Annotated in this window: 26 protein-coding genes and 1 pseudogene; 9 read left to right on the top strand and 18 right to left on the bottom strand. The window is 67.1% G+C overall.

Annotation, left to right across the window (positions count from 1 at the left end):
• Window positions 1–33 precede the first annotated feature (33 nt).
• Both ACM6LU_RS01375 and ACM6LU_RS01370 read right to left on the bottom strand, forming a co-directional pair.
• Window positions 34–1,824: an acetyl/propionyl/methylcrotonyl-CoA carboxylase subunit alpha gene (locus ACM6LU_RS01375; RefSeq protein ID WP_414935735.1), complete on the bottom strand. Its 1,791-nt coding sequence runs from the start codon at window positions 1,822–1,824 to the stop codon at window positions 34–36.
• A gap of 192 nt (window positions 1,825–2,016) precedes the next feature.
• Window positions 2,017–2,301: an SAV_915 family protein gene (locus ACM6LU_RS01370; RefSeq protein ID WP_414935734.1), complete on the bottom strand. Its 285-nt coding sequence runs from the start codon at window positions 2,299–2,301 to the stop codon at window positions 2,017–2,019.
• 50 nt (window positions 2,302–2,351) lie between these two features.
• Here ACM6LU_RS01370 and ACM6LU_RS01365 point away from each other — a divergent pair, with 50 nt between their 5' ends.
• Window positions 2,352–3,068: a hypothetical protein gene (locus ACM6LU_RS01365; RefSeq protein WP_414935733.1), complete on the top strand. Its 717-nt coding sequence runs from the start codon at window positions 2,352–2,354 to the stop codon at window positions 3,066–3,068.
• Window positions 3,069–3,334: 266 nt separating this feature from the next.
• On the opposite strand, the gene ACM6LU_RS01360 is transcribed toward ACM6LU_RS01365, so the two are convergent.
• Window positions 3,335–4,699 carry a dicarboxylate/amino acid:cation symporter gene (locus ACM6LU_RS01360; RefSeq protein ID WP_414935731.1) on the bottom strand — a complete coding sequence of 455 codons (1,365 nt, stop codon included), beginning with the start codon at window positions 4,697–4,699 and terminating at the stop codon, window positions 3,335–3,337.
• Window positions 4,700–4,799: 100 nt separating this feature from the next.
• The gene (locus ACM6LU_RS01355; RefSeq protein ID WP_414935730.1) at window positions 4,800–5,438 is read right to left on the bottom strand and encodes a Maf family protein; all 639 of its coding nucleotides are present in this window, start codon (window positions 5,436–5,438) and stop codon (window positions 4,800–4,802) included.
• A 199-nt stretch (window positions 5,439–5,637) separates the two neighbouring features.
• On the opposite strand from ACM6LU_RS01355, the pseudogene ACM6LU_RS01350 reads away from it, so the two are divergent.
• Window positions 5,638–6,051 (top strand): annotated as a pseudogene (locus ACM6LU_RS01350) (glycoside hydrolase family 3 C-terminal domain-containing protein); the annotation flags it as partial.
• 152 nt (window positions 6,052–6,203) lie between these two features.
• On the opposite strand, the gene ACM6LU_RS01345 reads toward ACM6LU_RS01350, so the two are convergent.
• Both ACM6LU_RS01345 and ACM6LU_RS01340 read right to left on the bottom strand, forming a co-directional pair.
• Entirely contained in the window at window positions 6,204–7,835 is a 1,632-nt protein-coding gene (locus ACM6LU_RS01345) for a DHA2 family efflux MFS transporter permease subunit (RefSeq protein ID WP_414935729.1), read from the bottom strand.
• A complete protein-coding gene (locus ACM6LU_RS01340; RefSeq protein WP_414935728.1) occupies window positions 7,816–8,442 on the bottom strand; it encodes a PadR family transcriptional regulator in 627 nt (208 codons plus the stop codon). The genes ACM6LU_RS01345 and ACM6LU_RS01340 overlap by 20 nt, the downstream gene beginning before the upstream one ends.
• 160 nt (window positions 8,443–8,602) lie before the next feature.
• Here ACM6LU_RS01340 and ACM6LU_RS01335 point away from each other — a divergent pair, with 160 nt between their 5' ends.
• Window positions 8,603–9,982, top strand: coding sequence for a serine hydrolase domain-containing protein (locus tag ACM6LU_RS01335; protein WP_414935727.1), 1,380 nt, complete (start codon window positions 8,603–8,605; stop codon window positions 9,980–9,982).
• 6 nt (window positions 9,983–9,988) lie between these two features.
• On the opposite strand, the gene ACM6LU_RS01330 is transcribed toward ACM6LU_RS01335, so the two are convergent.
• The 9 genes from ACM6LU_RS01330 to ACM6LU_RS01290 all read right to left on the bottom strand — a co-directional run bounded on the left by ACM6LU_RS01330 (window position 9,989) and on the right by ACM6LU_RS01290 (window position 16,756).
• Complete coding sequence (locus tag ACM6LU_RS01330) at window positions 9,989–10,309, bottom strand: hypothetical protein (protein WP_414935726.1); 321 nt, start codon at window positions 10,307–10,309, stop codon at window positions 9,989–9,991.
• Window positions 10,306–10,512 carry a DUF397 domain-containing protein gene (locus ACM6LU_RS01325; protein ID WP_414935725.1) on the bottom strand — a complete coding sequence of 69 codons (207 nt, stop codon included), beginning with the start codon at window positions 10,510–10,512 and terminating at the stop codon, window positions 10,306–10,308. Before ACM6LU_RS01325 ends, ACM6LU_RS01330 begins: the two co-directional genes overlap by 4 nt.
• 209 nt (window positions 10,513–10,721) lie before the next feature.
• Window positions 10,722–11,555, bottom strand: a complete 834-nt coding sequence (locus ACM6LU_RS01320) for a helix-turn-helix domain-containing protein (protein ID WP_414935724.1) — start codon at window positions 11,553–11,555, stop codon at window positions 10,722–10,724.
• A gap of 114 nt (window positions 11,556–11,669) precedes the next feature.
• Window positions 11,670–11,888 (bottom strand): acyl-CoA carboxylase subunit epsilon, encoded by a 219-nt coding sequence (locus tag ACM6LU_RS01315; protein ID WP_414935723.1) that lies wholly within the window; start codon window positions 11,886–11,888, stop codon window positions 11,670–11,672.
• Window positions 11,885–13,522: an acyl-CoA carboxylase subunit beta gene (locus ACM6LU_RS01310; protein ID WP_414935722.1), complete on the bottom strand. Its 1,638-nt coding sequence runs from the start codon at window positions 13,520–13,522 to the stop codon at window positions 11,885–11,887. The genes ACM6LU_RS01315 and ACM6LU_RS01310 overlap by 4 nt, the downstream gene beginning before the upstream one ends.
• A 58-nt stretch (window positions 13,523–13,580) precedes the next feature.
• Window positions 13,581–14,243 (bottom strand): response regulator, encoded by a 663-nt coding sequence (locus ACM6LU_RS01305; RefSeq protein WP_414935721.1) that lies wholly within the window; start codon window positions 14,241–14,243, stop codon window positions 13,581–13,583.
• Entirely contained in the window at window positions 14,240–15,391 is a 1,152-nt protein-coding gene (locus tag ACM6LU_RS01300) for a sensor histidine kinase (RefSeq protein ID WP_414935720.1), read from the bottom strand. Before ACM6LU_RS01300 ends, ACM6LU_RS01305 begins: the two co-directional genes overlap by 4 nt.
• A 68-nt stretch (window positions 15,392–15,459) precedes the next feature.
• Complete coding sequence (locus ACM6LU_RS01295) at window positions 15,460–16,287, bottom strand: SRPBCC family protein (RefSeq protein WP_414935719.1); 828 nt, start codon at window positions 16,285–16,287, stop codon at window positions 15,460–15,462.
• Between the two features lie 52 nt (window positions 16,288–16,339).
• Window positions 16,340–16,756: a MarR family winged helix-turn-helix transcriptional regulator gene (locus tag ACM6LU_RS01290; protein WP_414935718.1), complete on the bottom strand. Its 417-nt coding sequence runs from the start codon at window positions 16,754–16,756 to the stop codon at window positions 16,340–16,342.
• 97 nt (window positions 16,757–16,853) lie between these two features.
• Between ACM6LU_RS01290 and ACM6LU_RS01285 the strand changes: the two genes are divergently transcribed.
• Window positions 16,854–17,423, top strand: coding sequence for a flavodoxin family protein (locus tag ACM6LU_RS01285; RefSeq protein ID WP_414935717.1), 570 nt, complete (start codon window positions 16,854–16,856; stop codon window positions 17,421–17,423).
• Between the two features lie 3 nt (window positions 17,424–17,426).
• Here the strand turns inward: ACM6LU_RS01285 and ACM6LU_RS01280 are convergent, their stop codons facing one another.
• The gene (locus ACM6LU_RS01280; RefSeq protein ID WP_414935716.1) at window positions 17,427–18,206 is read right to left on the bottom strand and encodes an NAD(P)H-dependent oxidoreductase; all 780 of its coding nucleotides are present in this window, start codon (window positions 18,204–18,206) and stop codon (window positions 17,427–17,429) included.
• 43 nt (window positions 18,207–18,249) lie between these two features.
• Between ACM6LU_RS01280 and ACM6LU_RS01275 the strand changes: the two genes are divergently transcribed.
• The 5 genes from ACM6LU_RS01275 to ACM6LU_RS01255 all read left to right on the top strand — a co-directional run bounded on the left by ACM6LU_RS01275 (window position 18,250) and on the right by ACM6LU_RS01255 (window position 22,611).
• A complete protein-coding gene (locus ACM6LU_RS01275) occupies window positions 18,250–19,260 on the top strand; it encodes a GlxA family transcriptional regulator (protein ID WP_414937051.1) in 1,011 nt (336 codons plus the stop codon).
• 60 nt (window positions 19,261–19,320) lie between these two features.
• Window positions 19,321–20,019 carry a lysoplasmalogenase family protein gene (locus ACM6LU_RS01270; protein WP_414935715.1) on the top strand — a complete coding sequence of 233 codons (699 nt, stop codon included), beginning with the start codon at window positions 19,321–19,323 and terminating at the stop codon, window positions 20,017–20,019.
• 66 nt (window positions 20,020–20,085) lie between these two features.
• Window positions 20,086–20,403 carry an ArsR/SmtB family transcription factor gene (locus tag ACM6LU_RS01265; RefSeq protein WP_414937050.1) on the top strand — a complete coding sequence of 106 codons (318 nt, stop codon included), beginning with the start codon at window positions 20,086–20,088 and terminating at the stop codon, window positions 20,401–20,403.
• Window positions 20,400–20,837 (top strand): SRPBCC family protein, encoded by a 438-nt coding sequence (locus ACM6LU_RS01260; RefSeq protein ID WP_414935714.1) that lies wholly within the window; start codon window positions 20,400–20,402, stop codon window positions 20,835–20,837. Before ACM6LU_RS01265 ends, ACM6LU_RS01260 begins: the two co-directional genes overlap by 4 nt.
• A gap of 19 nt (window positions 20,838–20,856) precedes the next feature.
• On the top strand, window positions 20,857–22,611 hold the full coding sequence (locus ACM6LU_RS01255) for a prolyl oligopeptidase family serine peptidase (protein WP_414935713.1): 1,755 nt from the start codon (window positions 20,857–20,859) through the stop codon (window positions 22,609–22,611).
• Here the strand turns inward: ACM6LU_RS01255 and ACM6LU_RS01250 are convergent.
• Both ACM6LU_RS01250 and ACM6LU_RS01245 read right to left on the bottom strand, forming a co-directional pair.
• Window positions 22,608–23,042: a VOC family protein gene (locus tag ACM6LU_RS01250; RefSeq protein ID WP_414935712.1), complete on the bottom strand. Its 435-nt coding sequence runs from the start codon at window positions 23,040–23,042 to the stop codon at window positions 22,608–22,610. The two genes, ACM6LU_RS01255 and ACM6LU_RS01250, sit on opposite strands and share 4 nt — an antisense overlap.
• A 66-nt stretch (window positions 23,043–23,108) precedes the next feature.
• Window positions 23,109–23,732 (bottom strand): LysE/ArgO family amino acid transporter, encoded by a 624-nt coding sequence (locus tag ACM6LU_RS01245; protein WP_414935711.1) that lies wholly within the window; start codon window positions 23,730–23,732, stop codon window positions 23,109–23,111.
• Between the last annotated feature and the right edge of the window lie 421 nt (window positions 23,733–24,153).

Raw genomic sequence — 24,153 nt, 5'->3', positions numbered from 1 at the left:
GGCCGAGCAAGGCGCCGTCTACCACGACATTCGTCAGTCTTTCAGCTCGAACAGCTGGGTTCCCTGCGTCACCGCGGCGCCGACCTCGATCGAGAGGCCGGTCACGGTGCCCGCTTTGTGCGCGGTGACCGGGTTCTCCATCTTCATCGCCTCGAGCACGACGACCAGTTCGCCCGCTTCGACCTGCTGGCCCTCTTCGACGGCGACCTTGACGATGGTGCCCTGCATCGGCGCGGTGACCGCGTCGCCGCTCACCGCGGCCTTGGTGCCGCCCGCGCGCTTGCGCGGCTTGGCCTTGACGGCCGTGCCACCGCCACCGGCGTCGAGCGAGAACCCGCCGGGAAGCGACACCTCGAGACGACGGCCGCCGACCTCGACGACGACGTTCTGGCGGGGCTGCTCTTCTTCGGCCTCGGCGGCTTCCGGGGCGACGAACGGCTCGATCTTGTTCTCGAACTCGGTCTCGATCCAGCGGGTGTGCACGCTGAAGCCGTTCTCGTCACCGATGAAGGCCGGGTCGTCCACGATCACGCGGTGGAACGGCAAAACCGTCGCCATACCGTCGGCGACCATTTCGGCCAGCGCCCGGCGGCTGCGCTCGAGCGCGTTCTGCCGGTCCGAGCCGGTGACGATCAGCTTCGCGAGCATCGAGTCGAACTGGCCGCCGATGACGCTGCCGGACTCGACCCCCGAGTCGACGCGGACGCCGGGGCCGCTCGGCGCGACGAACTTCGTCACGGTGCCGGGCGCCGGCAGGAAGCCGCGGCCCGCGTCCTCACCGTTGATGCGGAATTCGATCGAGTGCCCGCGCGGTTCCGGGTCCTCGGTGATGCGCAGTTTCTCGCCGCGCGCGATGCGGAACATCTCGCGTACGAGGTCGAGGCCCGTGGTCTCCTCGGATACCGGGTGCTCGACCTGCAGCCGCGTGTTGACCTCGAGGAACGAGATCGTGCCGTCGACGGCGACGAGGTACTCGACGGTCCCTGCGCCGTAGTAGCCGGCCTCCTTGCAGATCGCCTTCGCGGATTCGTGGATGCGCTTGCGCTGCTCATCGGTCAGGTACGGCGCGGGCGCCTCCTCGACCAGTTTTTGGTGGCGGCGCTGCAACGAACAGTCGCGGGTGCCGACGACGATGGCGTTGCCGTGCTGGTCGGCGAGCACCTGCGCCTCGACGTGGCGCGGCTTGTCCAGGTAACGCTCGACGAAGCATTCGCCGCGGCCGAAGGCGGAGATCGCCTCACGGGTCGCGGACTCGAACAGCTCCGGGATCTCCTCGCGGGTGCGGGCGACCTTGAGACCGCGGCCGCCACCGCCGAACGCCGCCTTGATCGCGACCGGCAGGCCGTGCTCGTCGGCGAAAGCGACGATCTCGTCGGCGTTCTTGGCGGGATCCTTCGTACCGGGCACGAGGGGGGCGCCGGCCCGCAGCGCGATATGGCGCGCGGTGACCTTGTCACCGAGGTCGCGGATGGCCTGCGGGCTCGGCCCGATCCAGGTCAGCCCGGCGTCGATCACGGCCTGCGCGAAGTCCGCGTTCTCGGAGAGGAACCCGTAGCCGGGGTGGACCGAGTCCGCGCCCGACCGCTTGGCGGCGTCGAGGAGCTTGTCGAAGACGAGATAGCTCTCCGCCGCGGTGGTGCCGCCGAGAGCGAAGGCTTCGTCGGCGAGACGGACGTGGGGTGCGTCACGATCCGGATCGGCGTAGACGGCCACGCTGGTCAGCCCGGCGTCCTTCGCCGCCCTGATCACCCGTACCGCGATTTCGCCGCGGTTCGCGATCAGGATCTTGGTCACCGGACCACCTGTGCCGGCCTGCTCGGTCACGCCGTACCTCCTGCGTTCGCACGTCGGGCCGCCCCGATGCGGCTCCGCAGCAGTTTACGGAAGTTCCGGCTCTGGTTGAGTGAGAGCAAGGCCACCCGGTGACATTGTTTATATCAGTACCTCCCCGTGTCTCAGTTCTCTTGGAACGGCTTACATCAGTGCCTCTCCGTGTCTCAGTTCTCTTGGAACGGCTTACACCAGCGCGTCGCGGTGCCGCAGTTCTTCCGGAAGGTCGGAATCGAGCACGATCAGGTCGTACGGCTGGGCCTGGTAGACCCGGCCGAGGTGCTCGGCCTTGACCAGCGCCCACGGCTGGTGCGGGCCGCAACATTCGACCAGGCGCCGCACCGTGCTGAAGGCGATCAACGCCATCCGGCCGTCCTTGGTCTCGCGAAGCTCGATCTCCGCACTCGTGAAGTCCTTCGGCCTTTTCGCCGCGGGGAGGAACAGGGCGTTGGGCAATCCGGGGTTCGTCACCGGAACAACATAGACGTGCACTCTCCGCTAGATCACTTACGCTCTCGGATATGCGGACTCAGGTAGTGCGGACGCCGCGATCCGTGCTGGTCACCGCGATGCTGGCCGTCGTGGTGACGGCGGGGGTCATCGTGGCCGTGATCCTGCTTCGCCAGCCCGCTCCGGTGCCCGACGGTGAGGCCGGGGTGCCTCCGCTGCCTGATGGCGTCCCGACCGCGCCGGGGGCCAGCTGCGGCTACTCGGCCTGCCGGGAGGTCGGCGCGATGACCGTCGGAGGGGTGCCCGTCGTCCTGCTGGCCGACGAAACGGGGAAGCAGGGCGTGGTCCGGATCGGGGCGGACTCGGTGTTCCCGTTGATCATCAACGACATGGGGGTCACCCTCACGGGCGATTCTTTGCGCTGTGTCGACGGCGCCACGCCGGTCTGCCTGGTGCGCGGTAAGACCGCCGACGGCTCGGCGGCTGAGTTGTTCGTCTCACGCGGCGGGATCTGGCGGGACCCCGGGAAGCCGTACTTCTCCGACGCCGGGACGATCGCCCTGAACGACGTGACCGCCGACGGGATCGCGGACGTCATCGTCGTCCGGCACGAGTGCCCCGACGCGCAGTCCGGATCGGCCCGGTGCCAGGCGGCGCCGGTGCTCGCGGAGGTCTACGACGTCGCCAGCGGCTCGGTGGGCTGCACGCGCCGGTACACCGCGCCCTCGGAACTGAGAGGCTGGCCGGATGTCCGGCTGACCCGCGCCGACCTGCGGACCTGTCCCTGAGGCGGTAGCAAGGGACCTTTGCTATCGCTTGCTGAGCATGGCTAAGTAACCAGGCTGGAAGTGCCGCTGGTCAGCGCGGCCGTTGGTAATCCGGACTCAATACCGCTAGTGACCCCGCGTCAATGAAGGAATTGGGACAATCAACGTCCCAATTCCTTCATCGTCAACCGCACACGGCGACCAATAGCCCCCTGGCCTGCAAGACGTCGACTTTGCCGGGACCCTGGAGCTAGGGGCAAGGACTGGGGACCTTCATGTACTGAGAACTACTTGGCACCAGTCGCGGCGGGTTCCTTTTCGAAGGAGGTGGTGGCCGCTTCGCCGTTGTCGGTGGGCGAAGGGTCTGTCGGCGAGTTGAGGACTTCGTCGTCCAGCAAGCCTTCGCTGCGGGCGACGACGACCGGCACGACGATCTGGCCCGCGACGTTGGTCGCGGTCCGGATCATGTCCATGATCGGGTTCACCGAGTAGATCAGCGCGATCCCGAGCGCGACCTGCGCCGGGTCGAGCCCGATGACCGACGCGGTCAGGGTCAGCGCGGCCAGCCAGCCGGTGACACCCGCGGTCGCCAGCGCCCCGAACACCGCGGCCGCGACAATTCCGAGGTACTGCCAGAAGTTCAGCGAAACGCCGGACAGGTTCGCGATGAAGATCGCGCCGATCGCGGGGAACACCGCCGCGCAGCCGTCCATCTTCGTGGCGCTCGCCAGCGGAGTCGCGAAGCCGGCGTACCCGGGCTGGACACCCAGGTTCACCGCGGCCTGGCGGGTCAGCGGCAGCGTGGCGCCCGAGGACGACGACGCGAACGCGAACTGGATCGCCGTGCCGGCTTTGGAGAAGAACTGCAGCGGGCTGACCTTCGCCACGAACTGCAGCAGGATCGGGTACACCACCAGAAGCACCAGGAAGCAGCCGACGTACACCGCGAGAGTGGCGGCGAGCAGCGGCTTGAACAGCGAGTCACCGTAGGTCGACACGGCCTTGCCGATCAGGCCGATGATGCCGATCGGGGCCAGGCGCACGATCCAGCCGAGGTAGCGCTGGATGATCTCGAAAACGCTGGTCGTGAAGTCGACGAACGGCTTCGCCTTGTCGCCGAGGCTGTAGGCGGCCGCACCGATCAGAACGGCGAGGAACAGCACCTGAAGCGTCTCGCCCTCGGTGAAGGCGGTGAAGAAGTTCTTCGGCAGCAACCCGTTGATGAAGTCGCTCCACGATCCCCAAGTGGCCTTGGCGGCCTTGTCCGTGTTCTTCGCGGTCGCGGCGACGCCTTCGCCGAGACCGCCGCTGCCCGGGTTGAACAGCTTCGCGACGGCGATGCCGATCAAGGACGCGATGAACGAGGTGATCGCGAACCACAGGACGGTCTTGCCACCCAGCCGGGCGGCCTTCTTGCCACCGCCGAGGTTGCGCAGGCTGCTGATGCCGACCACGATCGCCGTGAAGACCAGCGGGATCACCGCGATCTGCAGCAGTGTCGTGAAGATCGTGCCGATCTGGGCAAGCAGTTCGGTCAGCCAGCTCGCTTCGGTGCTCCTGGCGAGGACGCCGAGGAGGGCACCCACGACGAGCGAGCCGAGGACTGCCACCGCGAAGACTTTTGGCCTGGTGTAGGTCCGAATGAAAGACACGGGGCGACTCCGGTGCGTGAAAGTTTCCTGATTGGCCGAACGTGAAGAACGTTCGGCGAGGCAGGACTCTTCCGGATCACCCGATCGCGTGGGAGCTGTCTCAGGATGCGGGACGCGTCCAGAGATCGATGACGCTCACGCCGACCTCGGCCAGCAGCCGCCGGGTCAGCGGCAGGCTGATCCCGATGACGCTGGAGAAGTCGCCGTCGATGCCCTCGATGAACCAGCCGCCCCGGCCGTCCAGCGTGAAACCGCCCGCCACCTGAAGTGGTTCTCCGGACGCGATATAGGCGTCGATTTCTTCCTGTGACGGTGTGCCGAAGCGAACAGTGGTTCCTTCGGTTCCTGACGTTTCCTTCGTCTTCTCGCCGTTCTCGACGCGGATGATCGCGTGCCCGGTCAGAAGTTCACCGGATTTGCCCGCCATCGACGCCCAGCGCTCGCGCGCGGCCTCCGGCGTGATCGGCTTCCCGACCATTTCGCCGTTGATCGACAACATCGAATCGCAGCCCACGATGACCATGTCGGCGCTTCCGTCGTGAGATCCGACGAGCGTCTCGAAAACCGCCTCGGCCTTCGCGACGGCGAGCGCACGGACCAGCTCGACTGGAGCCGGGTCGGTCAGGGACGCGGCCACCGCGTCCTCGTCGACGCCGGAGACGACGACGCTCGGGTCGAAACCGGCGGAACGCAGGACGCCGAGGCGGGCGGGGGACTGGGAAGCGAGGACGAAACGCACCTGCAGGAAGGTACTCGATCGACCTCCGAGGAGCCTGTCGCCCGATTGTGACCTGGGACACTCGCCTCTGGAGCTAGTTTGTTGTGGCGCGCAACATATGGATTGTTCGAGCTACAGAGGAAACAATGCCGTCTCACCTCCGCGTCAGAGGATCACTTCGCACGACGCAAACCACTGTGCTCGCAGGCCTGCTCCTTGCCGGTTCGGCGCTGGCCCCGATGGCGTCCGCAGCTACCGGGTCGCGGTCGCAGTGGTAGGGGAAACGCCGTACGCCGAAGGGCAGGGAGACCGCCCGAACGGCTTCGGGCTCGACGCGGAAGACCTCGCCGCGATCGCCAAATCGAAGAGTTCCGGGGTCCCGGTCGTCGTGGTGACCGTGTCCGGGCGTCCGCTCGACATCGCTCCGCAACTGACGGGCTTCAGCGGTCTCGTCGCGGCCTGGCTGCCGGGCAGTGAAGGCGCCGGTGTCGCCGATGTCCTCTACGGCGACTACAACCCGACCGGGAAACTGACGTTCGGCTGGCTGACCAGTGCGGCTCAGGAACCGGTGAACGTCGGCGACGGCAAGAGGGCGCTGTTCCCGTACGGCTTCGGCCTGCGGTACCGCCGATAGGAAGCTTCCGCCCTCCCGCGGATGAGATGAAGGGGCCTTTCGTCGCGAAATCCGCGACGAAAGGCCCCTTCACCGCGCCGGTGGCAACGCAATTAGTCGACTACTTGCGAAAGCACGTGGCACGCAAGTAGTCGACTAATTGCGAAGGAGGGTCAGGCGGCGGTGGTGGCGGTGGTGGCGGTCGCCGCAGCCGGGGCCGGTGCGGGAATCCGCGGCACCGGGCGCCGCATCGTCAGTGCCGCCAGCACGCCCAGCAGCAGCACGGCCGCCGGCAGCAGCAGAGTCACCCTGGCGGCATCGGTCAGTCCATTGTGGACGGCTTCGAGCGCGAGCCGCTGAGCCTGCTTCGCCACCTCGGCGGGAAGCCCCGGAATGGACGCCTGTCCGGACGAGCCGAACTCCCCGGTCGATTCCGCGGCCTTCGCGATTCCTTCCACGAACGGCGCGCGGTACTGCTCCGGCAAAGCGGTCGTCGCCGCCGCCGTCGCCGCCTCGTCGGCGATCGACGCGCTGATCCGTGCCTGTAACAGCACGCCAACGGCGGCACTGCCGAGCACGCCGCCGACCTGCCGGGCGGTGTTGAAGATGCCCGACGCGGTCCCGACGAGCCGCGGCTCCACCGAACTCATCGCCAGGTTGCCCATCGGCGCGAAGATGAACCCGATCCCGGCACCCGCCACCAGCAGCGCCGGGGTGAGCGCCCACGCGTTCGTGTCGGCCCGCGCGATCAGCGCGACGAGAGCCATCCCGGTGGCGAGCGCGGTCAGCCCGATGATGAGCAGGACCTTGCCGCTGACCTTGTCCGAAGCGCGCCCCACGAACGGGCCGATCAGGCCGGCCAGCAACGACATCGGCGCGAACAACAGGCCGGACATCGTCGGCGATTCGCCGAGGACGGCCTGGAAGTAGATCACCAGCGGCAGGAACAGGCCGGTCATCGCGAAGCCGACGGTGGCCGACGTCAGCGCGCCGGCCGAGAAGTTGCGATTCGCGAAGACACTCAGCGGCAGCAATGGTTCGTCGCGGTTGAATCGTTGCCACACCACGAAAGCGATCAGCAGGGCGAGTCCGGCGCCGATGATCTCGAATACGGTGATCGGGCCGAGTGCGCGTCCCCAGTCGTAGTGCTGTCCATTTTGGACTCCGTACACCACGAGGAACAACCCCGCGCCGGAGAGCAGGATTCCTGGCACGTCGAAGGAATGCGAGTGTTTCGGCTGCCAGTCCGGCACCTTGAGCAGTGCCAGCGCGAACGCGACCACGCCGACCGGCAGGTTGACGAAGAAGATCCATTCCCAGCCGAGGTGGTCGACGAGCACACCGCCGAGCAGTGGCCCGACGATCGCCGCGATCCCGGCGACACCGCTCCAGAGTCCCATGGCGGGACCGCGTTTCGACGGCGGGAACAGGTGGCTGATGAACGCCAAGGTCTGTGGCGTCATCAAGGCAGCGCCGAGTCCCTGCACCGCGCGGGCCGCGATGAGCATCTCGACCGATCCGGAAAGGCCGCACCACAACGAGGCGAGCGTGAACACCACGAGGCCCACCAGGTAGACCCGTTTCGGGCCGAACCGGTCGCCGAGTCGGCTGGCGAACAGCATCGGCACCGCGTAGGCGAGCAGGTAGACGCTGATCACCCAGACGATCGCGTTCAGCCCGGCGTCGAGTTCGCGCAGCATGGCGGGAATCGCGGTCGAAACAATCGTGGTGTCCAGCAGGATCATGAAGAAACCCAGGCACAGTGCGGAAAGCGCGGCCCAGGGGTTAGCTTGTCTTGCGTTCATCGGTGGCTTCCTCGGTGACCAGGTTCAAGTTCGGCATGCAGTGGTCCTGGAATCGGATGCGGCCGGATTCCAGGTCGTCGATCAGTTTTTGGGTCCACTCGAGTTCGAAGGCCCGGCGCGCGGTGGCATAGGACCAGTCGAGCCAGTAGACCTCGGGGAGTTCGTGCTCTTCGACCAGGCTTTGGAGCACGACCTTGTCGGCGGCGGCGGAGGCCTGGAGTCGCAGCACCCGGTGCTTGAGCTGGGTGATCGACATCTCCGGGCCCAGTTCGTCGATGATGGCGAGCGCGCTGAGGTACTCGGGGAACTCCTCGGCCGGAGTGCTCAGCATGTCCTGCGCGCGGTCGACGAACTCGTCGCGACCCGCGTCTGTCATCGCGTAGACGGTGCGTTCGGGGCGTTTCCCGTCCCGTTGTGTCTCGACGATCTCGACGAAACCGTTCTGCTGTAGGCGATCCACCGCATGGTAGAGCGATCCGGCCTTCACTTTGACACGGGTGCTGACGTAGCGCTCCTTCATCAGCTGTGCCATCTCGTACGGATGCATGGGCCGCTCGTGGAGGAGTTCCAGCACCGCCATGGCGAGCGGGGTGAGCTTCGCGGCCATCCATGGTCCTCTCGGAAGATTCCGTGTCGATTATTCCGCGTGGACTATATGACGGGACTCGGCCACCGGCAAGTGAACTTCCCTGGTTGCGCACGCCGATCGCTTAGGCGTACAGTGTGCGCAAGGCGAGAGCGACGTACGCACGACCGAGAGGAAGATCATGACGAACACCGTGAACTGGGACGCCGGACGCTGGCAGGCCAGGCTGGACGAGCTCCGCGCGGCCCATCACGTTCCGGGCGCGGTCCTCGCGATCCTGGTGGACGGCGAGATCCACGAACTCGCGAGTGGCGTCCTGCACCGCGGAACCGGTGTCGAGACGACGACCGATTCGGTGTTCCAGCTCGGTTCGATCGCCAAGATCTACACCGCCACCCTGGTCATGCGGCTGGCCGAAACCGGCGAACTGGACCTCGACGCACCGGTCGCCGGGGTGCTGCCGGAGTTCGAGACGATCGATCCCGAGGCGACCAAAACGATCACCGTCCGGCAGTTGCTGAGCCACACCAGCGGCCTCACCTGCGACTTCCACCTCGACACCGGACGGGGTGACGACTGCATCGCCCGCTTCGTCGAGGCGAGCAAGGGCATCGCGATGGACTGCCCACCGGGGACCGCGGTGTCCTACAGCAGCGTCGGTTTCCAGGTGCTCGGCCGCATCGTCGAGGTCCTGACCGGGTTGACCTGGGATCAGGCGTTGAAGGAGCTGATTTTCACGCCGCTCGGGCTGAAGCAGTCGATGACCTTGCCCGAGGAAGCCCTGAGTTTCCGCGCGGCGATGAGTCATCTCGGCGAGCCGGGGCGGGACCCGGAGCCCGCACCCGCCTGGGATCTGATGCCGCGGTCGTCGGGACCGGGCGCGCGGGTCATCGCCTCCGCCGGTGACGTCGTCCGGCTCGCGCGAATGCATCTCGACGGTGGTCTCGCGCCCGACGGGACCCGTGTCCTGGCGCCGGAAACGGTGGGGGCGATGCAGCGCCGCGAGACCGATGTCCCCGACAAGTGGACGGTCAGTGCGGACGGCTGGGGGCTCGGCTGGACGCTCTACGACTGGGACGGCACGGCCGGCTTCGGCCATGACGGCGCGGCCATCGGGCAGTACGCGTATCTGCGGGTGGTCCCGTCGGCGGGCGTGGCCGTCGCACTGGTGACCAACGGCGGCGGCGCCAGGCAGCTTTACGCGGCCCTGTTCCGTGAGCTGCTCGACGAGTTCGCCGATGTCCGGATTCCCGGCGCCTTCGCGCCGCCCGCCGAACCGCCGGTCGTGGATCTGGCGCGGTTCGCGGGTGTCTATCGGCGCGAAGGTGTGGTCATCACGGTGACCGAAGACCGGAAACTGACGTACGAGTTCGTCGACGGGATGAAGGACTTCTCGCCGGCGCTGGACATGGACCTGGTCCCCGTCACGGAGACGGTGTTCGCCGCCTCAGGCGCCGGCCCGTCGTTCAGTGAGGACTGGATGCCCGTGGTGTTCTCGACGCTTTCGAGCGGCACGGAATGCGTCTACATCGGGATGCGCGCGGCCCCCAAGGTCGCCTAGTTCGAGCTAGTTGAGTCGTCTCGGCCCGATTTCGCGTTCGAGGAAGCGGTGGTATTCGATGGCCGCGATCGAATCCTCCAGCTGTTCGAACGTCGGGGCGGGGAGCGCGCCGTTGAAGACGATCGTCAGGCTCTTTCGCGGGATGTTGATGACGTACGGATCGACACCGAGTTCTTCGCAGTGCTCGCGAAGCACGGCCGTCCAGTGCTCCAGGTCCTCGTCCTCGCCGAGATGCTCCCACCGCGCGACGATCCAGTTGCCGTTGATCAGCTGGCCCGCCATCTCCCGCGGATCATGGACCATGTACGGCTCGGCGACGTCGTTCATCGACCCAAGTGATCGAGCAAGGCGGCGAAGGACGCGGCCGGGAGCACCAGGATCGGCCGGGTCTCGTCCGGCAGTGCCCACTGTTTGGTGTCTCGGATGCCGACCAGACCGGGCAGTCCGCCGACCTCCACGCAGGCGTTCTCTTCCCAGTGCGTGTAGGTCGACTTGTGCCAGTCGGTCATGCGTTCGTGCCAGGTGGTCATCGGAGTCGCCCTTTCCCGAGTGACTGTTTCGGCAAGTAGACGGGTTGCGCGGAGGCAAAGTTGTCAATTTCGAGTGATCTACCGCTGCTGGTCTGCGAACGGTCCTGGAAGGCCCCCGAGATCGCGCTCGGCGCAGAAAAGGGGACCTTCACCGACAGCTGCTTTACTCAAGATGCACTCTCAGGGTGCATAGCGCCAAGAGTCCTTGGTCACTGGAGTGATTCAGTCGCGAGCCGTCGGTAGTCATCCGCGATCCGGGCCAGATGCGAGCACGCGACACCGTCGTAAGTGGCGTAGCGCTCGACTTCGGCGAAGTTCTTCTCGTAGTCGGCGACTTCGCGTTCGTCCGTGACGAGCGCCGTCGCCGTCTGCGTGCCGAGGAGCACCGCGCGCGAGTCGTAGATGTCGAAACCGTGGAGAACGGGGACCGACACCGGCGCGGTCCACGGGATCACGCCCAGCCGCACCCGCCCTCGGCGGGACAGGTCGATGAGATGGCCGAGCTGGGCCAGCATGGTCGCCGCCCCGCCCATGTTCCAGCGCAGGGCGCCTTCAGTCAGCACGAAGTGGAATTCACGGTTCGAATGGAGGATCCGCTGGCGCTCCAGCCGGGCCTCGACCGTCTGATCGCGTTCGCCGTCCGGCAGGGAATCACCGAACAGCGCGGTGATGTAGTCGCGGGTCTGCAGCAGGCCGAACACGATCGTCGGCTGGAAGCTCCGGATCCGGGCGGACGCCGACTCGATCTTGCCGATCCGCTGCTGCATCCGCCAGGCGCCCCGCTGGAAGACGACGCGGGCAGGCGACGCTTCTTCGCGGAGGTCGCGGGTGATCGCGACCAGTGCCCGCCGGACTTTCGCGGGCGCGCCGTAGGCCCGGCACAGTGCGACGACCTGATCCTCGGTCGGCATGAACGCGCCGGTTTCGACCCGCGAGACCTTGGACTGGCTGAGGCCGGTCAGGCTCGCCGCCTCGGTACCGGACAGCCCGGCGGCTTTGCGCAGACGGCGCAGTTCGGTGGAAAGATGGTCCTGGTTCGTCACGCACGGCTTTCTGGGGCGTATCGGCTCGAAGGCCCGGCAAACCAGACGAGCCGGTCTGCCAGGCCTGTCACGATAGCCCGCGGAATCGGATCCGCGCTGTTCGACGGGGTCGCGTCAGCGAGGGAGCGCCGAAGCCCGCCAGGCCCCTTCGCTGGGGGAAAGCGGGGCCCGGACGAGAGAGGCCTTGTCCGCCCACCACGAATCCCGTTTCGGCGACGGCTCCGGTGCCCGCGCGCTCGCCGCCACCGCGACGACGGCGGTCAACGCGGCGAGTTCGGCGTCGCTCGGATTGCCGCGGACGACCCGCAACAGCGGGGTTTCGGGCGCGGTCACAGCGGGATGTTCCCGTGCTTCTTGGGCGGTAGCGTCTCTCGTTTGCCCTGGAGCAGCGCGAGCGCCTTCGTGATGTGACCACGGGTATGGGCGGGCACGATCACCGAATCGACGTAACCGCGCTCGGCCGCCGCGTACGGGTTCAGGAGGGTGTCCTCGTACTCCTGGATCAGCTCGGCCCGCAGCGCGTCGACGTCCTTGCCGTCGGCGGCGGCCGCGGCGAGCGTCTTGCGGTGGACGATGTTCGCCGCGCCCTGCGCGCCCATGACCGCGACCTGCGCGGTCGGCCAGGCCAGGTTGACGTCCGCGCCGAGGTGCTTCGAACCCATGACGTCGTACGCGCCGCCGTACGCCTTGCGGGTGATGACGGTGACCAGCGGGACGGTCGCTTCGGCGTAGGCGTAGATCAGCTTGGCACCGCGCCGGATGATGCCGTTCCACTCCTGGTCGGTGCCGGGCAGGAAGCCGGGGACGTCGACGAAGGTCAGGACCGGGATGTTGAACGCGTCGCAGGTGCGCACGAACCGCGCGGCCTTCTCGGAGGCGTCGATGTCGAGGCAACCGGCGAACTGGGTCGGCTGGTTCGCCACGATGCCGACGCTGCGCCCGTCCACCCGGCCGAAGCCGACCAGGATGTTGGGCGCGAACAGTTCGTGCACCTCGAGGAAGTCACCGTCGTCGACGATGCGGTTGATGACCTCGTGCATGTCGTACGGCTGGTTCGGCGAGTCCGGGATGAGCGTGTCCAGCTCGCGATCGGACTCGGTGACATCGTCGAAGAAGCCACCGGCACGCGTGTCGGTCTCGAAGAGCGGCGCTTCGGACAGGTTGTTCGCGGGGAGGAACGAGAGCAGTTCCTTGACGTACGCGATCGCGTCCTCGTCGTCGGAGCCGAGGTAGTGCGCGACGCCCGAACGGGTGTTGTGCGTGCGCCCGCCGCCGAGTTCCTCGAAGGTGACCTCTTCGCCGGTCACGGTCTTCACGACGTCCGGGCCGGTGATGAACATGTGCGAGGTCTTGTCGACCATCACCACGAAGTCGGTCAGCGCGGGGGAGTAGACGTGCCCGCCCGCGTTGGCGCCCATGATCAGCGAGATCTGCGGGATGACGCCGGAAGCCTTGACGTTGCGGTTGAAGATCTCGCCGTACAGCCCGAGCGAGACGACACCTTCCTGGATGCGCGCGCCACCGCCCTCGTTGATGCCGACGATCGGGCGGCCGGTCTTGATCGCCAGGTCCATCACCTTGACGATCTTTTCGCCGTACACCTCGCCGAGCGAACCGCCGAAGACGGTGACGTCCTGGCTGAACACGCACACCGGGCGGCCGTCGACGGTGCCGTAGCCGGTGACGACGCCGTCGCCGTAGGGCCGGTTCTTCTCCTGGCCGAAGTTGACCGAGCGGTGCTTCGCCAGCTCGTCGAGTTCGACGAACGAGCCTTCGTCCAGCAGCAGGTCGATCCGCTCGCGAGCGGTCTTCTTGCCCTTGGCGTGCTGTTTCTCCACCGCCCTCGCGGAACCCGCGTGCACCGCCTCGTCGTATCGGCGGTACAGGTCGGCCAGCTTGCCGGCCGTGGTGTGGATGTCCGGTTCGTCCTCGGGCGGCGTCCCGAGCGGCTCCGTCGCACTGCTCATGAATCCGCAGCCTAGCTACTCAGCGGTCACTTCGCGTGTGGCGTAGGCAACGTCCGGACTACAGCGCGGCCCGCACCAGACCGGATTCGTAGGCCGCGATCACCAGCTGCGCCCGGTCCCGTGCCGCGAGTTTGTGCAGGAGATGGCCGATATGCGTCTTCACCGTCGCCAGTCCGAGATGCAGCGTGCCGGCGATCTCGTCGTTCGACAGGCCACGCGCGATCAGGCTCAGGACCTCGCATTCGCGCGTGGTGATGTTGTCGAGCGAGGCCGCGACGCGCTGGCCGGGGTCGGGCAGCCGGGCGAACTCGGCGATGAGCCTTCGCGTGATCGAAGGCGCGAGCAGTCCTTCGCCCGCCGCGACGACCCGGATCGCGGTCAGCAGCTCGGCGGGCGGGGTGTCCTTCAACAGGAAGCCGCTCGCACCCGCGCGCAGTGCCGAATAGACGTAGGCGTCGAGGTCGAAAGTCGTCAGCATCAGCACGTGGACGCCTTCGGTGGCGGTCGACGCGCAGATCCGCCGGGTCGCTTCGATCCCGTCCAGTTCCGGCATGCGGACGTCCATCAGCACGACGTCGGGGCGTTCCTTCTCGGCCAGTTCAGCGGCCTCCACGCCGTTTTCCGCCTCACCGACGACCTCGAAGTCCGGAGCGCTGTCGACGAGCACGCGGAAACTGCCGCGCAGCAACGCCTGGTCGTCGGCGATCAGTACGCGGATCATCGTGTCCCCATTTCCTCGGTGGCGTACGGCAGCCGCGCGAACACCCGGAATCCCCCAGCGGGCAGTGGCCCCGCTTCGAAGTCACCACCGTAGACCGCGACGCGCTCGCGCATGCCGATCAAACCGTGCCCGCCGACGGTCGTGGCCGAGCCCTCGCCGCGTCCGTCGTCGACGATCTCGACGCTGATTTCGCCGGGGCCCTCGGTGATCGTGACCCGGCAGGTCGACGGCCCCGCGTGCTTCACGACGTTGGTCACCGCCTCCTGCGTGATGCGGTAGACGGAAAGCGCGACGCCTTCGGGAAGCTCGTCCACCACCTCGCCGGTCAGCTCGACCCGTACTCCGGCCTGCCCGGCGCGTTCGGCGAGGGTCCGCAGATCGGCGAGTTTCGGCGCGGGGCCGAGCGCGGCCTCGGGCGTACCGTCGCCGGAGCGGAGGACGCCGAGCATCCGCCGGAGTTCGACGAGGGTTTCGCGGCTGGTGAGTTCGATGACCCGCAACGCTTCGCGTGCTTCTTCGGGTTGTTCCTTCGCGACGTGGTTGCCGACGGCCGCTTTGACGGCGATCAGGCTCATGCTGTGTGCGACGACGTCGTGCATCTCGCGGGCGATGCGCAGCCGTTCGTCGGAGACCGCCTGATCGGCGTGGGCCTCGGTGAGCAGGGCGAGGTTCGCCTGTCGTTGGCGCGCCGTCCAGCCCAGCGCCCACGAGCCGACCACCCCGCCGCCCGCGAACGCGATCGACGCGAACGTGGAGGGCCCGAGCCGCACGACTTCGAGGACCGCGACGACGAGCAGGCCGAGGCCCAAGGCGATCAGCGAGCGGGCTCGCGGGTATTCCAGTGCCAGGGTGTACAGGGCGCAAGCCATGGCCAGGATCGCGGCCGGGCCCAGCCCGTTGCCGGCGAGGACGGCCGGGGTCAGACTGAGCAGGCCGACGCCGTAGGCCGCCACGGGCCAGTGCCTTCGCACCACGATCGCGATCGCGCACGCGGCGACCGTCGCCCAGGCGAGCCACATCGGGATGGCGACGGCGAACGTCCACGTCTTCGCGGCGAGGTTCCCGCCGACGGACACCACCAGCACCAGCGCGACGATCACGTCGAGGACGTGCGGCACCCGGCCGGGGAGCGTGGACGGCGGTTTCATACGGCGAACCTAGCCGGGCGGACGACTTGCGCGCGTCCGTCCGGCGGAGGTCATCCCCAGGGTGGAGATCAGCTCCCGTGCGCCGCCGCGAAGAACTGCTTCAGCTTCTCGCGCCAGCTTCGCAGCGCCTCGGCTACGACGTCGTCTTGTCCGCCGGGGACCGTTTGGGTCACCTCGACCATGGTCCCTTCGAGTTCGGAGTGGGTGAATTCCCAGCGGACGACGCCCCCTCGCGGCACGGAGAACTCCAGCAGCCGTGGCGGTTCCTCGCGTGTGACCGTGCCGGGGCCGATCGCCGCCCGTTCCGGGGTGAGCAGTGCCCAGACGTCGTCGAGTGGCTTCCAGATCAGGTCGCGGCGGAAGCGGATCACCTTGCCGTCATCGGTTTCCAGGACTTCGCCGTCCGCGAGCCCGAATTCCTCGACGTAGGCCTCGATGGGGCCGACCCAGTCCTCGGGCTGTTCGTACTCTTCGCCGTCGAGCAGCGCGATGAGTGCGACGAGGCAGCTGTCCCAGCCGGCGGCCGTGCGGCCGGCCGCGATCCTGGCGATGGCGGGTTCACCCCGGCCGAACGTATGCGTGAAAAGCAGCCTGCTGCCTTCATCCTCCGGGGTGATCTCCCAGCGGAGGACGTCTTCGTTCCAGCTGAACGCGAAGACGCGAGGCTCGTCGGCTTCGAGGACTTTGCCCACTGTCGGGGTCTCTTCACCCTCGAAGGTGAACTCGATGGTTCCGCCGGGGCGCAGGTCGACGGTGACCGCGGCGGGGAACCATTTCGCGAGCTCCGAAGGCTCGGTCACCGCCCGCCAGACACGCTCGGGACTGTGTGCGAGCCGCCGTTCGAGGCGGAGCGCGGGACGTTCTCCGACGGTCTCCAGCCGGGCGCGATCGGTCACGGTTACCTCCTAAAGTGCCGTTAGGGGAATATAACCGCAAGGGAATATTAGGTCAAACGCCGCGCAGGGCGGCTACCGCGCTCTTCAGTTCGGGGTCGGCGTGAGCCTTGTCGAGGGCCGCCGCCAAGACCTCGTGATAGGTCGGTTCGGTTTCGGCGTACCGTTTCCTGCCTTCCTTGGTGATGCACGAGTACACCCCGCGGCGATCGTTCTCGCAGGGGTCGCGTTCCGTCAGGCCGGCGTCTTCGAGGCGGACGACCATCCGGCTCACGGAACTCTGGTTGAGCCCGATCGCCTCGGCGAGTTCCTGCATGCGCAGGACACCCTTCTCGGTGGCGGCCAGCTTGCCGAGCGCGCGGAACTCGGAGAGTCCGAGTCCGTGCCGTCGTTGCAGTGCCTTCGCGAGTTCTTGCTCGATGCGCCCGTGCAGCGTGAGGACACGGCCCCATGCCTGTTCGTCGGCGGTCACGGCGACCTCCCTGGATTTGCTTGACACCAGGTTACATGCAGTGACAGCATCTGCTTGCACATACATGTACTTTGAAATCACTTCGGAGGGGATCGCGATGACCGACGATCGAAGCTTCCTGTTCCTGCTCGGGAGCGCCCGTGCGGGCGGCAACACGGAGATCCTGGCGAGGCGGGCGGCGAAGGAGTTGCCTCGCGCTGTGAAGCAGCGATGGATCCGGACGTCCGAGTTGCCGTTGGCGCCGTTCGTCGACCGGAAACACGACGGTGAGGAGTTCGTCCCGCCCGCCGGGAACGAGCGATCACTGTTCGACGCGACCATGGCTGCCACGGATCTGGTGATCGCGTCGCCGGTCTATTGGTACAGCGTGTCGGCATCGGTGAAGCTTTACTTCGACCACTGGGCGGGCTGGATGGACCAGCCGGAACTCCGCTTCAAGGAGCAGATGCGGGGTAAGACCCTGTGGGGGGTGAGCGCGCTCGCCGAGCAGCCGGAGCAGGCGGAACCGCTGATCGGAACCCTGCGTAAAACCGCCGAATATCTCGGAATGCACTGGGGCGGGCAGTTGCTCGGCAACGGGAGCCGTCCTGGCGACGTCCTGCTGGACGAGGGTGCGCTCAAGGCGGCCGAGACCTTCTTCGCCGGGGCGGATCTCGTGCGTGCCTGAGCTTCAAGACGTGTGGACGCCGATTCCGCTCCGGCCGGGGGCGAGGTCGTCGCGCAGCACGAGGTTCTCGTCGTAGTCGCCGCCGTTCTGAGAGCGGAACTGGATCGGGTCGCTTGTGGACAGTGCGCGCAGCCTGCCTCGCAGTGCTTCGGTGGTGGCGGCGTACTGCTCGGGAGAAACCCGGTCGGCGCCGCAGACCGTCAGCGGGGGAAGCACGGACATCCCGGCGTACCAAAGGGTTCCATGCTGCAGGGGGAACAACACCTCGTTGATCTCACCGTTCACGCCACGCGGTCCGATCGTGGCCTCCGGCGCGCCCGCGGTCAGCAGGACCATGGCGCGTTTTCCGGCCAACGCCCCTTCGCCGTAGCGCGACGTCCGGCCATCGGAACGCTGCACGCCGTAAGCGAAACCCTTGACGAAGACGCGGTCGAACCAGCCCTTGAGGATCGCGGGCATCCCGTACCACCACAGCGGGAACTGGACGATCACCGTGTCCGCCCACGCCAGTTTGTCGTGCTCGGCGCGGATGTCTTCACTCAGTTCTCCGGAGCCGAAGGCCTTCTTCGAGGTCGCGCCGACGATCAGCCGGTCGCCCTCTCGGTCGCCCTGTGCGGCGGAGCCGAAGTCTTCGGCGTCGACCACCGGGTTCCACTTCATCGCGTACAGGTCGGATTCCCGGACGTTCGCGCCCTGTTCGCGGAGCGTGCGCAATCCTTCGTCGCGCAGCGCGCCGCCGAGGGAACGGGGTTCCGGATGGGCGAAGATCCACAACACGTTCATGTCCTCAAGGTCTCTCGGCCCGTCCATCGATGCGAGTGGCTCGATGGCCAACATGTGCAAGAATCGAGCCATGGGCTTTTTCACGCGTCCGGGCCGCCATCGGGTCGCCGTCCTGGTCCGGCACGGAATGCTGGTGATGGAGCTGGGCATCGTCGTCCGGCTGTTCGGCACGGCAAAGGCGGCGGACGGCGAAGCGCTGTACGAGGTCGTCACCTGCACGCCGGAACCCGGGCAGATCCGCACCGACGCCGACGTCACCGTCTCGGTCCCGCTCGGGCCGGAGGTGCTGGCCGAGGCCGACACCGTCGTCATCCCGGCGTCGTCCACCGAATACGAGCCGACCGGGCAGGACCTCACCGAACCGCTCGCGCGGGCACTGGAGCTGATCCGGCCGGACGCCAGGATCGCGTCGATCTGCACGGGCGCCTTCGTGCTCGCCGCCGCGGGCCTGCTCGACGGCCGGAAGGCGACCACGCACTGGCGCTCGGCGCTGGACTTCCAGGCGAAATTCCCGAAGGTCGACCTCGACCCCAATGTGCTCTACACCGACGACGGCAAGGTCCTGACCGCGGCGGGGGTCGCGTCCGGCATTGATCTCTGCCTGCACATGATCCGCCGCGATCACGGTGCCGCGGTCGCGAACGAGGTCGCGCGCGGCACGGTCGTCTCGCCGCATCGGGAGGGCGGGCAGGCGCAGTTCATCCGGCGTCCGGTGCCGGAACCGCAGTCCTCGTCGACGGCGGCGGCGCGGGCCTGGGCGCTGGAGAACCTCGACCGGCCGCTGACCTTGCGCGAACTCGCGGCGAAGGAGTCGATGAGCACGCGGACGTTCACGCGGCGTTTCCGGGACGAGGTCGGGGTTTCGGCGTTGCAGTGGTTGACCCGGCAGCGGGTCGAACGGGCCCGTCAGCTGCTGGAAGAGACCGATCTGCCGGTGGACAAGATCGCGGCCGAGGCGGGGTTCGGCACGGCCGCGTCGCTGCGCCAGCATCTGCAGGCCGCGTTGGGTGTCTCACCGAGCGCGTACCGGAACACCTTCCGCGAGGCGGTTTAGGGGACGACCGAGAGCTGACCTGCTGGTAACTTACCTGGAAATAAGTTCCGGAGGTCGCCAGTGAAAGTCCTCAAGTTCGCCGAGCGGGTGCTGTTCGGTGCCGCCGCGATCGGCACGGTGTACTCCGCCAGAATCGGCAACCGGCGGTTGCAGCTGGTGACGAAACCGGCCGCCGTCCCCGTGCTCGCCGCTCGTGTCGCCCGTGCGCAAACGCTTGCCCCAGGGGAGAAGGGCCTGCTCGTCGCCGCCTTGGTCGCAGCTGGTGCGGGCGACCACTTCATGGGCAGGTCTCACGAGGACCGCGAACTGATCAAGGGTGCGACGTCGTTCGGTGTGATGCAGGTGCTGTACTCCGCGTTCCTGTGGCGACGCGGCGCACGTCCGCGTGTGGCGACCGCGACACCTCGGCTCGGTGCGTGGGCCGCGGCCGCTGTCGCGATGACGCTCCCGAAGCCGTCTCCGGTCTCTTCGGTGCTTTCGGTCTACGGAGGCCTGCTGAGCGCGACGTCGACCCTCGCGGCCGATCCGGCATTGGCGCCGAAGGCTCGCGTATCGGGCGGGATGGCGGTCCCGTCGGACGATCGCCGGACCTGGCTCGCCGCCGGCGCGCTGCTGTTCTCCGTGTCGGACCTGGCGATTCTGCTCCGACGCAACTTCGTCACCAGTGAGCGGGTGCGGGCCAACCTCGAGACCTTCGTGCTGACCTCGTACCTGGCCGCCCAGTGGTTGCTCATCGAGGGCATGACCGCGGAGAAGTAAAAGTTAAGCATCTACTTGACTATTGCTCGGTGTGGGCAAATGGTTAAGCATGTGCCTAACCAACGGATGGATCAGGTGTTCAAGGCGCTGTCCGATGGGACGCGCCGCGAAATGATCGAGCGCCTCACCCGGGGACCAGCCTCGGTGGGGGAGCTCGCCCAGCCGTTGTCGATGTCGTTGCCCGCCGTGATGCAGCACCTCCAGGTGCTCGAAGCCTGCGGGCTGGTCCGGTCGGAGAAGGCGGGTCGCGTTCGCACCTGCCACCTCGAACCGGACGGCCTGCGGATGGCCGAGGACTGGCTCGGCGGGCAGCGCACCGGCTGGGAACACCGGCTCGATCGCCTTGGTGACTTTCTGAACTCCGCTGAAGGGAACGAGTCATGACCGTCAAACACGCCACCTTCACTCTCGAACGCGTCTACTCCGCTCCGCCCGAGCGCGTTTTCGCCGCTTGGTCCGATCCCGCCGCGAAAGCAGGCTGGTTCACCGTGCCCGGCGGCGGCCATTCCCTGGACTTCCGCGTCGGCGGCCGCGAAGTCACCACCGGCCCGCCCGATGACGGAAAACGGATGGCCTTCACGTCGCATTACAAGGACATCGTCGAAAACGAGCGGATCGTCTACACGTCAGCACTCTCCGCGAACGACGTCTTGGCGACAGTGTCCGTAACGACGATCTTGTTCGAAGCCGAGGCGGGTGGCACCCGGCTGACGCTGATCGAACAAGGCACGTTCCTCGACGGGCACGAAGAACCGAGCTGGCGGGAGCAGGGAACGGGCGACTGGCTCGACAAGCTGGGCAAAGCGGTGGCGCGGTAACTTCCGGCAGTATGGAGACATGCTGACCGCTGAGCTGATCGTCGACAGCCACTTCCCCTCGCAACCCGCGCTCTCCCCCGACGGGAAGTGGGTCGCCTACCAGGTCTCGACCATCACGAAAGGCGTCCCCGAGATCTGGCTCGCCGCTGTGGACGGCAGCGAAAAGCCGCGGAAGCTGACTGAAGGGTCCTCGCCCCAGTGGTCCACGGACGCCCTCTATTTCCTGAAGGACGGCCGTGTCTGTTCGCGGGACGAGGAGCTGTTCGCTTGGCAGAGTGAGATCTCCGGGTTCCTTCCGCTGCACGACCGGATCGTGTTCATCGCCGAGGACGAGACGCCCGCACCGGCCGTCTGGGTCTGGAGTGAGAGCCTTCGCCCGGCGCGGCTGCGGAGTTTCGACCCGCGGACCGGCGAGATCAGGACGCTGGTCGAAGACCACGTCGTCGCCCGCCGTCCGGACGACAAGGCGCTCGCTGTCGTCACCTGGCCGACGCCCGAACTCGACCCCGGCGGACTCGAACCCCGGCTTTCCGTGCTGGACCTGGAAACCGGTGTACGGCGTGACCTCGGTCAGGTCGCGGTCGAAGCCACCAGCCCCGTGTGGTGGCAGGACGAGGCCGGGTGGCACATCGCGTATCTCGGGACTCCGGAACTGGTGGGTGGCTGGGCGGTCTTCGACGTTTCCGTGGAAACAGGGGAACATCGGAACCTGACCGAGGAATCGACCTGCCCGGTCAAGCTCGCGCAGGTCGATTCCGGTGCTCCGCTGGTGCTCGTCGCCGACGGACTCGACACGGCCCTCCATCGGCTCGGGTCCGGCGAAGTGTCGTTCTGGCGCGGGCAAGCCGACGCGCTGGCCTCGAACGGCGAGATCGTGGTCACCGTGCTGAGTACCGCGTATCGGCCGAAAGATGTCCACTGTGGACCTTTGGGCGGAACGTTGACGCGAGTCAGCGATACGGCGCCGGAGTTCTCCGGACTTTCGTTGGGCTCGCAGGAACGGTTGTCCTACAAGGCGTCCGACGGTCTCGAGTTGGACGGCCTGCTCGTCTTGCCGCCGGGAAAGACCCGGGCCGACGGACCTTTCTCGCTGGTGACCGTGGCTCACGGCGGTCCGTACGACCGGTACGCGGACGGCTTCAGGCTCGGCTGGTTCCCGTCGGCGCAGTGGCTGGCCTTGGCGGGGCACGCCGTCTTCCTGCCGAATCCCCGTGGGGGACAAGGCCATGGGCATGAATTCGCCGCTTCCGTCGCGGGACGGGTAGGCCTGGAGGAATGGAGCGATCTCGAAACCGGGATCGATCTCCTCATCGCCGAAGGAGTTGCCGATCCGGAGCGGCTCGGGATCGCGGGCTGGAGCCACGGCGGATTCATGGCGGCCTGGGTCGTCGGGCAGACTGACCGGTTCAAGGCGGCGCTGATGGGTGCCGGGATCTGTGACTGGGGAATGCTCGCCGCGACCGGAGAACTCGGCCCGCTGGAAACCGGGCACGGTGGAAGTACCGGCTGGGAAGGGACAGGCCCGCACCGGCACGATCAGCTCAGCCCGATCTCCTTCGCTTCGAAGGTCGAGACCCCCGTGCTGATCGTGCACGGTGCGGAAGACACGAACGTCCCGTTGTCCCAGGCGGAATTCTTCCACCGCGCGCTACGTCATTTCGGTGTCGAACACGACCTCGTCGTGTATCCCGGCGAAGGGCATCGGATCAGCGGGCGGGAACACCAGCTGGACCTGCTCCGCCGCACTCGCGAGTGGTTCGCGCGCCTGCTCTAGCTCCAGTCGGCTTGCGGCTGTCCGGGAATGTGCGTGCCGAAGGTCCATTCGTACCCTTCAAGGTCGTCGACTCGGCAGCGGTAGTTGCCCCATTCGGTGTTCGCCGGTTCCCAGACCTGCGTCGCGCCGGCTTCGATGGCGGAAGCGAAGACGGCGTCCACGGCCTCTCGCGTCGCAAGGCTGACGTAGAGGCCGTGGCCGACGGTCTCGCCCTTGCGGGTCGCGCGGTCGTAGTCGTCCTCGGCGCTGAACACGATGATGGAGGCTCCGCCAAGCCGCAGTTCTGAATGCTGGATCAGGCCCTTGTCGTCGGGGTACTCCATAAGGGTCTCGAAGCCGAAGGCGCTTTCGAGCCAGCGAAGTGCCTTCGGAGCGTCGCGGTAGGCGAGGTAGAAGTGGAGGGAGGCCGGGCGTTCAGCGGTTTCGGTCATGGGCACAGCCTCGCAATTAATGCGGACAACTATGGTCCTCGGTCATCGGCGATCTTTTCCGGAGGATCACCAGAGCAGGTGAACGCCAAGCACCGTGATCATCACGCTGGACGCGAGCGCGGTGATCAACCGCCCGCGTCGTCCGGTAAGTGCCTTGCCCAGTACCGCGCCGCCGCCCGCGAGGAACAACTGCCAGCTGGCGGAGGCCGCGAACGCCGCGATCACGAAGACCACGTGTTCCGCCCCGCTCGCGGCGGTCATGTCCTCGCTGCCGAGGACGAGTGCCGCGAAGTAGACCACCGTCGTCGGGTTCAGCAGCGTGATCCCGAGCAGACTCACGTAGGCCTTCAACGGGCCGATCGCCACCGGCTGGGTCACCTCGGCCTTCGCGGAGTCGCGATAATTCCGGATCCCGGTGAAGCCGATGTGGAGGGCCAGCCCGAGCAGTACCGCCACCGAAATCCAGCGCAGGGGTAAGGCGATCGGCTGGATGACCGGGACGAGCCTGCTGCCGCCGAGCACCGCGATCAAGGCGTAGAGACCATCGGCCGTGGCGACGCCCAACGCGGCGTACACGCCGATCCTGAGTCCTGTCCTGGCCGTCAGCACCACCAGATAAGTCGCGACCGCGCCCACCGGTATGGCGATGCCATAGCCGGCGAGCAGGCCCGCGACGAACGCGGCGCTCATGGTCGAACTTCTGTCGGCTTCCCACCGGTCACGGCCTGCTGCCACACCCGCACCCGTCGGACGGCGGAGGACGGCGGCAGGAAGGTGAGGGTCGAAGTCATGTGCTGAAGGATGCGAACGGATCGCTCCGCGCGCAACACAATTATGGCATCAGTCGATCCTTGCTCCTCCCTTCTGCCCGCTGTCTTCCTCGCTCTGCCGGCCACTATGCACCAAGGGTCCGACAAAGTCGTGAGTGGTGACTCGGGTGCAACGTGGCGTGTGGTCACCCCGCGCGCTCGCCAGGCCGTGAAGGACTCCTTCACTGCCCTGATGATGCTGGGATAGTCGTGACGCCAGTGCCCCGTCTCGAAGTCCGTGAAGGCCTCCTTAAAGGACCCAGAGTCCCTCAAGGAGGCCTTCACGGACCCGCCACCTGATA

The organism is Amycolatopsis sp. cmx-11-51 (assembly GCF_047608665.1).
Lineage (GTDB): Bacteria > Actinomycetota > Actinomycetes > Mycobacteriales > Pseudonocardiaceae > Amycolatopsis.
Note: the sequence above shows the minus strand (reverse complement) of the source record. Positions and strands in the feature narration are given on the sequence as shown.